This window comes from Corynebacterium sp. LaCa78, from assembly GCF_046717505.1.
GTDB lineage: Bacteria > Actinomycetota > Actinomycetes > Mycobacteriales > Mycobacteriaceae > Corynebacterium.
The window spans coordinates 2,232,836-2,245,490 of the sequence record NZ_CP177112.1; the positions used below are offsets into that span (position 1 = coordinate 2,232,836).

General features: G+C 58.8%; 11 protein-coding genes. 5 read left to right on the top strand and 6 right to left on the bottom strand.

The window, feature by feature from the left end; translation table 11 throughout:
* Positions 1-9 precede the first annotated feature (9 nt).
* From ACLI1O_RS10690 to ACLI1O_RS10700, 3 genes are read right to left on the bottom strand one after another with little or no spacing between them, the layout of a single operon-like run.
* Positions 10-1,293: a sulfate adenylyltransferase subunit 1 gene (locus ACLI1O_RS10690; RefSeq protein WP_411706849.1), complete on the bottom strand. Its 1,284-nt coding sequence runs from the start codon at positions 1,291-1,293 to the stop codon at positions 10-12.
* Positions 1,293-2,192 carry a sulfate adenylyltransferase subunit CysD gene (gene cysD, locus ACLI1O_RS10695; RefSeq protein ID WP_284771656.1) on the bottom strand — a complete coding sequence of 300 codons (900 nt, stop codon included), beginning with the start codon at positions 2,190-2,192 and terminating at the stop codon, positions 1,293-1,295. The genes ACLI1O_RS10690 and cysD overlap by 1 nt, the downstream gene beginning before the upstream one ends.
* Positions 2,192-2,977 (bottom strand): phosphoadenylyl-sulfate reductase, encoded by a 786-nt coding sequence (locus ACLI1O_RS10700; protein WP_284771655.1) that lies wholly within the window; start codon positions 2,975-2,977, stop codon positions 2,192-2,194. Before ACLI1O_RS10700 ends, cysD begins: the two co-directional genes overlap by 1 nt.
* Positions 2,978-3,150: 173 nt before the next feature.
* On the opposite strand from ACLI1O_RS10700, the gene ACLI1O_RS10705 reads away from it, so the two are divergent.
* From ACLI1O_RS10705 to ACLI1O_RS10715, 3 genes are all read left to right on the top strand, one after another.
* Positions 3,151-3,567, top strand: a complete 417-nt coding sequence (locus ACLI1O_RS10705; RefSeq protein ID WP_239269254.1) for a methylenetetrahydrofolate--tRNA-(uracil-5-)-methyltransferase — start codon at positions 3,151-3,153, stop codon at positions 3,565-3,567.
* Positions 3,568-3,677: 110 nt separating this feature from the next.
* Positions 3,678-5,420, top strand: a complete 1,743-nt coding sequence (locus tag ACLI1O_RS10710; protein WP_239269255.1) for an ABC transporter ATP-binding protein — start codon at positions 3,678-3,680, stop codon at positions 5,418-5,420.
* Complete coding sequence (locus ACLI1O_RS10715; RefSeq protein ID WP_239269256.1) at positions 5,420-7,384, top strand: ABC transporter ATP-binding protein; 1,965 nt, start codon at positions 5,420-5,422, stop codon at positions 7,382-7,384. Before ACLI1O_RS10710 ends, ACLI1O_RS10715 begins: the two co-directional genes overlap by 1 nt.
* A gap of 20 nt (positions 7,385-7,404) precedes the next feature.
* On the opposite strand, the gene ACLI1O_RS10720 is transcribed toward ACLI1O_RS10715, so the two are convergent.
* The 3 genes from ACLI1O_RS10720 to ACLI1O_RS10730 all read right to left on the bottom strand — a co-directional run bounded on the left by ACLI1O_RS10720 (position 7,405) and on the right by ACLI1O_RS10730 (position 9,366).
* The gene (locus ACLI1O_RS10720; protein WP_239269257.1) at positions 7,405-7,932 is read right to left on the bottom strand and encodes a hypothetical protein; all 528 of its coding nucleotides are present in this window, start codon (positions 7,930-7,932) and stop codon (positions 7,405-7,407) included.
* Between the two features lie 98 nt (positions 7,933-8,030).
* Positions 8,031-8,798, bottom strand: a complete 768-nt coding sequence (locus ACLI1O_RS10725; RefSeq protein ID WP_239269258.1) for a DUF6114 domain-containing protein — start codon at positions 8,796-8,798, stop codon at positions 8,031-8,033.
* Complete coding sequence (locus tag ACLI1O_RS10730; protein WP_200288567.1) at positions 8,788-9,366, bottom strand: DUF6230 family protein; 579 nt, start codon at positions 9,364-9,366, stop codon at positions 8,788-8,790. The genes ACLI1O_RS10725 and ACLI1O_RS10730 overlap by 11 nt, the downstream gene beginning before the upstream one ends.
* A gap of 410 nt (positions 9,367-9,776) precedes the next feature.
* Between ACLI1O_RS10730 and ACLI1O_RS10735 the strand changes: the two genes are divergently transcribed.
* Together ACLI1O_RS10735 and ACLI1O_RS10740 are read left to right on the top strand one after the other, a co-directional pair.
* A complete protein-coding gene (locus tag ACLI1O_RS10735) occupies positions 9,777-10,853 on the top strand; it encodes an oxygenase MpaB family protein (protein ID WP_239269260.1) in 1,077 nt (358 codons plus the stop codon).
* A 78-nt stretch (positions 10,854-10,931) separates the two neighbouring features.
* Positions 10,932-12,518, top strand: coding sequence for a succinic semialdehyde dehydrogenase (locus tag ACLI1O_RS10740; protein WP_239269261.1), 1,587 nt, complete (start codon positions 10,932-10,934; stop codon positions 12,516-12,518).
* Positions 12,519-12,655: the final 137 nt, after the last annotated feature.

Sequence of the window (12,655 nt, forward strand, 5' to 3'; positions counted from 1 at the left end):
ACACGAGCCTTAGCGCAAACGGTGACCTACGAAGCCGGCGGCCAGGGTATTGCCGGAGGATTGATCAATGAGCAGGAAGTTTCCCACGGCGCCGCGGGCGGCGTAGTCCTCCACGGGCAGTTCGGCCTGGGTCTGGATGGTGGTGTGGGCGATATCGTTCATGGCGACGGACTCGGGATCTTCCACATCGGAAACGCCATCGAGATCCAGGGTGCGGGTGACGGCGGAGACGCGGGCCTTAATCAGGGAAGAGCCGTAGCGCAGCTTAAGCATCTGGCCGGGCTTAATGTCCTTTTCGGTCAGGCCCACAACGATGGCGTCGAATTCGCGGGTGGCCGCGGGGCGTTGGGGTCCGGCGAGGAGATCGCCGCGGGCGAGATCGACATCGTCGGCAAGCAGGAGCGTGACGGAGTCACCGGTAGCGGCGGTGTCGGCGGGGCCATCGGCAGTGTCGATCTGGGTGACGGTGCTGGTGCGGCCTTCGGGCAGGTGCACCGTATCGCCCACGGAGATGGACCCAGCCTTCACGCGGCCGGCGTAGCCGCGGTAATCGGTAGCGTGCTCGCGAATGACGTACTGGATGGGAAAGCGAAAGTCCAGCTCATCGGCGCGGCCGGTGGCGACGGGGATGGTCTCGAGCACCTCAAGGACGGTGGGGCCGGTGTACCAGTCCATGGTGGTAGAGCGCTCGACCACGTTATCGCCCTTGAGCGCGGAAATGGGCACGACGGTGGTATCGGTAATGTCCAGGCGCTGCGCAATCTTATGGAATTCGGCTTCGATATCGCGGAAGACCTGCTCGTCGTAGTCCACGAGGTCGATCTTGTTGACCACGAGGACGACGTGGCGCACGCCCAAGAGCGCGGCCACGTTGAGGTGGCGGCGGGTTTGTTCGACGACGCCGTGCCGGGCATCGATAAGCAGCACCACCACCTGCGAGGTGGACATGCCGGTGACCGTATTGCGGGTGTACTGCACGTGGCCGGGGGTATCGGCGAGGATGAAGGTGCGCTTATCGGTGACGAAGTAGCGGTAGGCCACGTCGATGGTAATACCTTGCTCGCGCTCGGCACGCAGGCCATCGACAAGCAGGGATAGGTCCATGCCGTCGAAGCCGCGATCGGAGGAGGAACGCTCCATGGACTCGACCTGGTCCGCGAGCACGGACTTGGTGTCATAGAGCAGGCGGCCGACGAAGGTGGATTTGCCGTCATCAACGGAGCCGGCGGTGCATAAGCGCAGGGTATCGCGCTGTTTGAGGGCGCCGACATTCGGCGCGAGGGTCGTGGTCATCAGAAGTAGCCTTCCTTCTTGCGGTCCTCCATGGCGGACTCGGAAAGTTTGTCATCGGCGCGGGTGGCGCCGCGCTCGGAAAGGGTGGAAATGGAGATCTCCGCGAGCACCTCGTCCGGGGTCGATGCGGTAGATTCCACGGCGCCGGTACAGGACATATCGCCCACAGTGCGGTAGCGCACGGTGCGGGTTTCCAGCTCCTCCCCCTCTGCGGGGCCGCCCCATTCACCAGGCGCTAGCCACATGCCATTGCGCTTGAATACCTCGCGCTGGTGGGAATAATAAATGGGAGGCAGCTTTAAATCGCGCGCGCCGATGTATTCCCAAATATCGGATTCGGTCCAGTTGGAGATGGGAAAGACGCGGACGTTTTCGCCGGCCATCTTGCCGCCGTTGTATAGATCCCATAGCTCGGGGCGCTGGCGGCGAGGGTCCCACCCGCCAAAGGAGTCGCGGATGGAAAAGATGCGTTCCTTGGCTCGGGCGCGTTCCTCATCGCGGCGGGCCCCGCCCAGCACGGCGTCGTACTCGCGCTTGGCGATGGTCTCTACCAGCGGCACCGACTGCAGCGGGTTGCGCGTTCCATCGGGCCGTTCCTGCAGCTCGCCGCTATCGATCCAGTCTTGGACGTGAGCGACGTGGAGGCGGGCACCGGATTCCGCGACCAGGTCATCGCGGAATTTGATGACCTCGGGAAAGTTATGGCCGGTATCCACGTGGAGCAATTCAAAAGGCACCGTGGCCGGGGCGAAGGCGCGGCGGGCTAGCTCGAAGACGACGACGGAGTCCTTGCCACCGGAAAAGAGGATGCCTACCTTGTCGAATTGCCCGGCCACCTCGCGCAGGATGTGGATGGATTCATTTTCTAAATCTTGTAGGTGTGGGGAAAGTGTGCTCATTATTCGTGTAACCCGCATTCTGTCTTGCCATCTGCAAATACTCGCCCGGAGCGGGCGTCCTCACCGTCGCCGACTGGGAAGGTCAACGGCGCATCGCCGATGGACCGGTATCCCTGCAGGGTCAGCGGGTGGATGATGAGGTCATTATCTGCGATGTATTTATCGGTATCGTCCAAGTCCCAGGTAATGATCGGCGAAATCTTTAACCGCCCGGTGCGGTCCAGGCTGAGCGCTGGGGCGTGGGCGCGGTGCTCAGAATCGGCCCGGCGCAGGCCCGTGACCCACCCTGCATAAGGATCCATGGCCATGTTCAGTGGCTCGACCTTGCGCATGCGGTTATAGGCGGCGGTATCGCGCGCGTACAGGCGAGGGCCGTACACCTCGTCTTGTTCTTCCGGGCTAAGCAGCGGCAGCACGCGGACTAGGGGGAGATCCGGGTATCGCTTGTCCACCTCTTCGGCCACCTGGAGGGTCTCCGGGAAGTGCCAGCCGGTATCGATAAAAAGCAGGTCAGCAGCGAGCCCGGCGCGATGGGAGAGCTCTGCCAGCACGGTATTTTCCATGGACATGGTGACGGCAAGCTGGCCAGGGGCATGCTCGGCGGCCCACTCGGTGATGTTGTCTGCGGATTCGGCGTAGAGCTTGTCCGCCCACGTGTCCACTAGCTGTTCATTGCGCGCGGCCACCTCGGTGGAAAGCGGCGCGGTATCGCGCGTGCCTTCGGGCGAGATATGGGGATCGCGGAAGGAGTGTCCACCATCCAGCAGGTTCGTCGTTGGGTTCATGAGCTCACACACTAGGCAACCCCGGTAGCTCACGCAGCACGTTTTTCTGGAAACGGCGCTGAGCTTGGCAGAAAGGGAGAATAAAATGTTTTATTTCTAGACCAAGCCGACCTAACTTTATAGACAATGTAGTCTATTGCGGGCCGACCAGACTTGCCCGAGGAGGAACTTTTATGCAGCGTGTCGCCATCATTGGAAAAGGTCCTGCCGCCCTATCCACCGTGGAAAGACTCCTAAGCGCCGGCATGTGCGTAGACCTCATCTCAGAAAAAACTGCACCGTTCGGTCTACTTCGCCGCTTCGCGGGGCTTGCCGGCGTGGTCGATGAGGCCGTGCCGCACGAGTGTGCACCGGGTACGACCCCGCGGCTGCGCCTACTGGGAAACGTACGCGTGGGAGTAGACGGCGATATCACCCATAACGAGGTCCACCAGCTGGCCACCCACGGGGACCGCGAGCTCATCGTCATGGAATTAAAGGCCCGCGGCATTCCCGTTACCACGTGGGAGGGGCTGTGCACGCCAATTACGGATTTTGAGGACTGGGCCAGCGTCATCGCCAGGGCACAATTGGCGCACGTCTTGGTCTAGGTTCGGCTACGAGGTCAGGTGCCTAAATATAAATACCGTTCGCCCCATCTGCGCCGACCAGATATGCTTGCAGGTTAATCCCTATTCTCCCTCGAAAGAAGCGCAGGTTTATGGATCTGGTCCGAATCCTCTTTACCCGCTCGGCACCCTATACGCCCTATGTCCTAGCGGTACTTATCCTGCAGGCGCTGTCCACCGCGGCCACCCTGTATCTGCCGTCCTTGAACGCCAAGATCATCGATGAGGGCGTGTCCAAGGGCGATATCGACTATATCTGGGACACCGGCGCAATCATGCTCATCGTAGCCTTTGTCCAGGTCATTACCGCCATCGGCGCGGTGTGGTGCGGCAGCCGCACGGCCATGGGCGTGGGCCGGGACCTGCGCAGCGAGGTCTTCCGCAAGGTCACCACGTTTTCCGCGGAAGATATGAGCGAGTTCGGCACGCCCACCCTTATTACCCGCGGCACCAATGACGTGCAGCAGGTGCAGATGGTCTACATGATGATGCTGAACTTCATGGTCACAGCGCCCATTATGTCCATCGGCGGCATCATCATGGCCATTCGCGAGGACGCCGGACTGTCCTGGTTGGTGTGGGTTTCTGTCGCGGTGCTGCTCGGCACCATCTCCGTCCTCATCGCGCGGCTCATGCCGCTTTTTCGTTCCATGCAGGACAAGCTGGACACCATCAACGGCACCCTGCGCGAGCAAATCACCGGCATCCGCGTCGTGCGCGCCTTTGTGCGCGAGGCCTATGAAACTGAGCGTTTTACCAAGGCCAATAAGGACATTACCCAGCTTTCGCTGAAAATCGGCCAGCTTTTTGTTCTCATGTTCCCGCTTATCACCGTCATCTTGAACGTGGCCACGGGCGCAGTGCTGTGGTTTGGCGGCCAACGCGTGGATGCCGGGCTTGTCGATGTCGGCGGGCTCACCGCCTTCCTGCAATACCTGCTGCAAATCCTCGCCGCCGTCATGATGGGCACGTTTATGGCGATGATGCTCCCGCGCGCCCTTGTGTGTGCCCGCCGCATCACCGGGGTTTTAAGCCACGAGCCGTCCATTACCCCGCCGAAAGATACCGTCACCCCGGAAACCATGTCCGGCACCGTAGAGTTTCGCAATGTCAGCTTCTCCTATGCCGGCGCGGATGCCCCGGTGCTAGAGGATGTTTCCTTTACCGCCACTCCCGGCACCACCACCGCGATCATCGGTTCTACCGGCGCGGGCAAGACCACGCTGCTGTCCCTCATCCCGCGCCTCTACGTCCCGAGCGAGGGCGAGGTGCTTATCGATGCCACCCCTACCACCTCCCTCTCCCGCCCGGACATCGTCAGCCGTGTCTCGCTGGTGCCGCAAAAGGCCTACTTGTTTAGCGGCACGGTGGCCTCCAACCTGCGCTTGGGCCGCCCCGAGGCCACCGACGATCAATTATGGGAGGCGCTGCGCGTGGCGCAGGCGGACTTCGTCGATGACCTGGACATGCCCATTGCACAGGGCGGCACCAATGTATCGGGCGGGCAGCGCCAGCGCCTATCCATTGCCCGCATGCTCGTGGCCCAGCCGCGCATTTACCTCTTTGATGATTCCTTCTCCGCGCTGGATGTGGTCACGGATGCCAATGTGCGCGCCGCCATGCACCAGTCCTTTACTCAGCGCGGCGAGGCCGTCACCACCATCATCGTGGCCCAGCGCGTGGCCTCCATCCAGGATGCCGATCAGATTTTGGTCATCGATAAAGGGCGCATCGTCGCCCGCGGCACCCACACTGAGCTACTGAAATCCTCAGAGGTGTACCAGGAAATCGTTGAATCCCAAGAAACCGCTGGAGTAGCTGGAGGAGAGCACTAATGGCCAAGGACACCACACACAACTCCTCCGCTGAGGACGCCGAGCTCCAGGAGCTTGAGGCCAAGGTCGCCGCCGATGAATGGTCCGGTTCCGCACCGCGTCAGGCCAAGAATTTTTGGCCTTCTGCCAAGCGCTTACTGCTGCTACTCATGCCCTATAAGCGCATGCTAGCGGTAGTGGCGGCGATGGACGTAGTCTGTGTTTTCCTCGCGGTCTTTGCCCCTAAAATCTTGGGCGATGCCATGGACGTCATCTTTTCTGGCGTCATCTCCCGCGAGCTGTCATCTGGCATCTCGGCGCAGCAGGCCATCGACGGTATGCGCGCCCAGGGCCAGGATCAGGTGGCCGATATGGCCTCCGGCATGGATTTCACTCCCGGCGAGGGCATCGACTTTACCCGCTTGGGTACGCTTATCATCGCGGTGATCGCGATGTACATCGTCTCTGCCGCCTTCGAACTCTGGCAGGGGCTCATCTTAAACCGCCTGACCATCGACACGGTCTACGAGCTGCGCAAGCGCGTGGAGGCCAAGGTGCATGCCCTGCCGTTAAATTACTTCGATTCCCACCAGCGCGGCGATATCCTCTCGCGCACCACCAATGACATCGACAATGTGCAACAGGCCCTCCAGCAGGCACTTTCCCAGCTGTTCTATAACATCCTGATGATCCTGGGCATCACCGTGATGATGTTTAGCATCTCTTGGCAACTTGCCCTGGTGGCACTCTTGGCGCTGCCGCTAACCGCGCTGATCATCGGGGTCATTGGCGGGCGCTCGCAGCGCCAATTTAAAACCCAGTGGCGCGCTACCGGCCAGCTCAATGGCCAAGTGGAAGAGTCCTTCTCCGGCCACGATCTGGGCATCGTCTTTGGCCGCACGGAGGATATGACGCGCCAATTTGATGAGCGCAATGACAAGCTCTTCCGCTCCTCTGCACTGGCGCAATTCCTCTCCGGCATCATGATGCCCATCATGCAGTTCGTGTCCTACCTGTCTTATGTGGCCATCGCTGTGCTTGGCGGCCTGCGCGTGGCCAACGGGCAGATGACCCTGGGCCAGGCCACCGCCTTTATCCAGTACTCCCGCGAATTTAACCAGCCGCTGGGCCAATTGGGCGGCATGATGCAACAGGTGCAATCCGGCGTGGCCTCTGCGGAGCGCGTCTTCGAATTCCTCGATGCGGAAGAGCAATCGCTGGAGGCTACCAGCGATGAGCTAGTAGGCCGCGCCCGCGGCCGCGTAGAGTTTCAGGACGTTGGCTTTTCCTATTCGCCGGAGAAGGAACTTATTACCGGGCTCAACCTACGCGTGGAGCCGGGGCAAACCGCGGCGATCGTGGGGCCCACCGGCGCGGGCAAGACCACCATGGTCAACCTGCTCATGCGCTTTTATGACATCGATTCAGGCCGCATTCTTATCGATGGCCACGAAACCGCCCACATGCCCCGCACCGCCCTGCGCTCCCAGGTGGGCATGGTGCTACAAGATGCCGTCCTCTTTGAGGGCACCATCATGGACAATATCCGCTACGGCCGGCTCGATGCCACGGACGATGAGGTTATCGCCGCGGCCAAGGCCACCTACGTCGATCGCTTCGTGCACTCCCTACCGGAGGGCTATGACACCGTTATCGACCAAGATGGCGGCGCCATCTCCGCCGGTGAGCGCCAGTTGATTACCATTGCTCGCGCCTTTTTGGCCCAGCCTGCGCTGCTCATCTTGGATGAGGCGACCTCGTCCGTGGATACCCGCACCGAGGTGCTTGTCCAGGAGGCCATGAATGCCCTGCGCGCCGAGCGCACCTCCTTCGTCATCGCCCACCGCCTATCCACCATCCGGGATGCTGATCTGATCTTGGTGATGGAAAACGGGGGCATCGTCGAGCAAGGTTCGCACGAAGAACTGCTGCGCGCCCAAGGCGCTTATTGGCGCCTGCACCAATCGCAGTTCAACGAGGCTTAAGGGAAGGAGCCGCTGCGTGGTTACTGCACGTTGAGCTGGACCTGCGGGGCGTGCAAATTAGCGCCCTGCAGGTTGACCAGCTCCATGGTGACATCTTGCAGCGAAATGTGCTCCATCAAAACGTTCGGGATAGGAGCATCGGGCACCACGTGCGGGTCAGGAACGCCCAATTGATCAAGCACCGCGTTGAGATCGCCGTTGGATAGATCGACGTTTACCGGAATGGTGGGGTGATCCACCACTGCAGGCGTTGTCTGCAGTCCAGTGGTCAGGACGGTGACCGGCCCGTCCGTGACGGTGGTTTCTACATCACCAGTGGTTAGCTTGCCTTGCCCCATAGCAGCGGGCAGGGTCAACGCGAGGTTACGCGCCGCCAACTTATCACCTACGAGTTTCAGTGCTCGTTGTTCACCTTGTGCGGTAGGCACAGTGATGAGCGAGGCGCTTACGTTTCCAGTCAGGGTGACATTATCAGCAGTCACCGTGCTGAGTTCAGATTGCGCTAAGGCCAAGCCTTCCTGCGCACGGGTTTCCTCAGGTTGGTTCACCGCACACACCGCTGTAAAAGCGCAGAGCACTGCGAGCGCACTACCTTTTACCACACGAGCGGAGCGACGACGCGGTAGCGAGCTCAGCCTGAATAGCTTCATGCTGAAACCGCCAGTTCTTTGGCCTGGGACTTTTTCTTCTTCTTGCGCTTCTTAGGAGACTTCTGGCGATCCTGTGGCTGCCAAGCAAATGCGAGCGCACCACCGATAATGCCCAAAAGGCTGCCTATAACGAAGCCACCCAGGTTGGTGGTGGGAAGCGCGACGATCGCTACCAAGATGGCTAAAACACCCAGGTAAGACGATGTCTCCTGCCTAAACCAAGATCCTAGGCCGAACATGATAAGTGCCGCACCAATAAGGAGCGTCGAAACGCCAGACACCGTGGAAATCATGACCAAAAGATCTGAAATGCGCACAGTAATATAGGCCGGCGCAGCGATGGCGATGCCGGACAAGATAAGCAACAAGCCACCCGCGAACGGACGACGCTTGCGCCAGTGTTTAAACCGCTTCCACCAGCTCTCTTTAGGGGCCACTCTGGTTACGGCTTTGTCATTCTTGTTATTCGCTGCGGAATCCTGCGGTTCATTAGCACCTTTGACCGCATCCGCTACCGACTGCGATGTGTTCTCTCCATCGCTTTCCGCCGTGGCCGTGGCTTCAGCACCAGCATCAGCGGTGTCCTCGGCCTTCGTCTCCGCAGCACTAGCGTGATCGGTGCCAACGGCGGCCTCACCAGCGGTATTTCCGGCCGACTCCTGGGAGGAATCTTGGGCGCTGCGTGCAGCTTCGCCGTTATCGGTATCGGTTTCGGTCACCGCAGGCATGCGCAAAGTCTCATCATCAGAAGACTTAGCAGCCATTGTTGTTGCTTCCCCTCTTCACCGTCACATTCACACCAGAGGCAGCGAGCCTTTCTGCTCCCACCGAGGTCGTACGAATATCATCCGCGCTCAGGGTCACCTTCTGCGCGTACAATCCCCACGAACCTGGATCTGCCTTGTCATTGACCTGGCTGGCGTCGACACCCACGTTGGCGTTCGTCAGATCGAGCTGACCCTTAATGTCGGTAGCACCAACCAAGAGGTTTTCTACCTCCACACTGTCATCACCATTCGCACGGAGGGCGAAGGTGGTCTCGCCAATCCCTGGGACATCAGGAAGATTGGCAGACAGGCACAAGTTGGAAGCCACGGCGTGCTCAAACTTCAAGCGCGCGGCCGGGATGGTTTCCTCTCCCATCTTGTCCCTATCAACGAAGATCGACAATCCTTCGCCCTCTAGGTGGCTCATGTTCACCTTAAAGAAGGTTCCTGAAAGTGCGATATTAGCGGTCAAGCCACCTTGGGCTACCGCAAAACCTGTTACACCAAAAGCCGCAAGCCCGGCAGCCAGTGCGGTTGCAAACTTTGGAATACTAATCCTGCCCATGAAGGAACCTTTCTGTGGAATTGAAAAGGCGGGGTAGCAGCCTGTTTTAGCGGCATCCCCCGTCTACGGTGAATTTTCAGCCCACTCTTTACCGCGGCCAGAGGTACACAAGCCGACGATGAGTATTGGACCTACGCAATCCACTGATTAAATGAGCTTGAACACACGTTAACACTACCTGAGACACGTCACACAAATAGGGGTGCAATTAAATACGCCCGCAACAGTGTAGCCCAGGTCATATGTTTAATGAAGATTATCGCACCCCCTGCCGTTGTCAACTTCCGATCCCCCACTAAACCCGCAGCGCACATCGTTGCACCCCCAAATTTGTGCGCCATGTAATAGGTGCGCACCGGTGTGTGTTACGCTACACAACCATCAGATTTTATCGACTAAGGAGGGTCGAATTGTCCAACTCACTGAAACCCGAAAATGCACAGGCAAACGAAGAAAATACCCACATTGATTCCTCTCAGTCCGGAGCAGAAGAAGTAAACGCTCAGGACAAGAAGGAAGAAAAGCGCGAACTGCGCCGCGCTCCTTTGGGCCCGGATTCCCTGTTGTGGAAGTGGGGCTCGGATAACCGCCTGCAGCTGCTGCGCGGTTACACCGGCATTTTGCAGAATATGCACCCTGCGATTGGTCAGTCCCTTTTGGACCACTCGAAGTTCTTCGACGAACCTTTCGCCCGTCTGCAGCGCTCTACGCCGCAGATTATTCAGTCCATCTACGATGATGGGGACATCGGTGAGCGTATCCGCGACTACCACGTCACCATTAAGGGCACGCTGCAAAATGGCGAGCGTTACCACTCCCTGAACCCAGAGACCTACTACTGGGCACACGCTACCTTCGTCTACCGCGTTATCTACGCCCAAGATCTCTTCGGTACTCCGTTCACCAAGGAAGAGCGCGACCAGATCGTTCGCGAGGGCGTGACTTGGTGGGACAAGTACGGCATGTCTGAGCGTCCGGTCATTGATAACTACGATGACTTGATCAAGTACATGGATGACATGGCAGACACCGTGCTCGAGCGCAACCAGACCGTTGACTTCGCACTGCGCACCGCACGCGTAGAGCCGGTCAAGGCTCCGGAAGGCGTTCCAGAGGCCGTATGGAAGGTTATCTGGAAGCCCATTATGCGCAGCGCCATCTGGTTGACTGTGGCTACCCTGCCGCAGAAGTACCGCGACATCTTGGATCTGAAGTGGACCAAGCGCGACCAAAAGCGCTTCGACCGCATCGCCAAGTCCGTTCGCTTCATCATGGACCACCTCCCAGAGGACAAGCGCTACATGGAGCCTGGTCGTTCCTTGATGATCAAGAACGGCATGATTGAGGGCAAGTACAAGGAGCCGAAGAAGATCCAAGGCTACAACGCCGCTCAGGCTAAGGACTCTGCTGCCACCGCGGAATCTACCGACAAGCCGGATTCCGATGATGCAGTAGCCGCACGCCGTGCTGCCGGCTGCCCGTTCTAAAACACACCGGCTTCCCAATTGTTCGTGAGCTTTTTAGCTCACGAACCTTTTCATTGATCTTTCTGGAGCGTGCATTACATGTCTTTACCACGCCGTCTACAAGAACGGCCCTTGCCACAGCATTTACTGACTGAGCTACAACATCTCACCACTAACTACTCCACTGGTTCGCTGGATAAAGGCGAGCACCAAGCGGTCCATTCCCCCCTATTCGAAGAAAAATTAGGATGGGTTGGAGTAGGTTCCGAAGAAGACGTAGATGAGGCTTTCCGCCGTTCGCGTCAGGCCCAAAAGGCCTGGGCCGACACCGACGTTAAGCAGCGCGTAAAGGTAATGAAGCGCTTCCACCACCTCGTGGCTAAACACCGCGAGCTGCTGGCGGATTTCATCCAACTGGAAACCGGCAAGGACCGCACGGCCGCTTTTGATGAGGTACTCGATGTACTAAATAACGCGCGTTATTACTCAAATAATGCGCCAAAGCTACTGGCCACTCAGAAGCAGCCGGGCGCATTTCCGCTCATCACCAAAACTCACTTGCAGCGAGTTCCTAAGGGCGTTGTGGGGCAAATCAGCCCGTGGAACTACCCATTAGCATTGGGCATTTCCGATGCCGTTGCGGCACTACTTGCCGGCAATGGCGTTGTGGCCAAGCCCGACGGATCCACCCCATTTTCTAACCTGATTTCCCTCTACCTCTTGAAGGAAGCAGGACTGCCGAAGGATCTGCTGCAGATCGTCACCGGCTCCGGCCGAGTTGTCGGCTCCGCCATCTCCGAACGCTGCGATTACCTGATGTTTACCGGTTCCACCAAGACCGGCAAGATTTTGGGCACCACCGTAGGCGAGCGCCTCGTTGGATACTCCGCAGAACTGGGCGGCAAGAACCCAATGATCATCGCGCCGGATGCGGACATCGACAAGCATATTGACACCATCGCTACCGCCTGCTTTTCCAATTCAGGCCAGCTGTGCGTGTCGATTGAACGCATCTACGTGCCCGATGCCATCTTCGATCAATTCATTACCGCATTCCGCCGGGCAACCGAATCCATCAAACTTGGTTCCGGTTTGAACTGGGACTACACGATGGGTTCACTCATCGGCCAAAACCAATTGGATGTGGTGCAGCACTTCGTCGATGATGCGGTAGAAAAGGGTGCCACCGTTATTACCGGCGGCAAGCCCCGCCCGGATATCGGCCCCTACCACTTTGAGCCCACGGTTCTCACTGATTTGGGTGAAGGCACCGAGCTTGCAGAGCAAGAGGTCTTTGGCCCCGTGGTGTACGTGCAACGCGTGCGCGATGTTGAAGAGGCCATCGAGCAGGCAAATAAATTGCCCTACGGCCTGAACTCCTCTGTATTCGGCCAACCCGAAACCGCGCAGGGCATCGCCGAGAAAATCGATGCTGGCAGCGTGACCATCAATGATGGCTACGCCTCCACGTGGGCCTCGATTTCCACCCCGCTGGGTGGCGTCAAGGAGTCCGGCGTTGGCCGCCGCCATGGCCACGAGGGGCTGACCAAATATACGGAAGCGAAGAATATTTCCTCGCAAAGGATCATGCCGATGCGCGGGCCAAGTTGGCTTCCCAATAAGTATTACGGCACCCTGCTGAGCTCCGCGTTGCGCTTAGGAAAGGCCTTGCGCTTCCTCCCCTAAGCACTGCGCAGCATAACCAGCCAGCTTTTAAATCCAGTAATCCACTTCACAATTGTTGGGGATATGTGTACTATCACAACATATCCACAAATTGTGTTCTCTCTGAGTACATAAATTGCCAATACACAGCGGCCGGT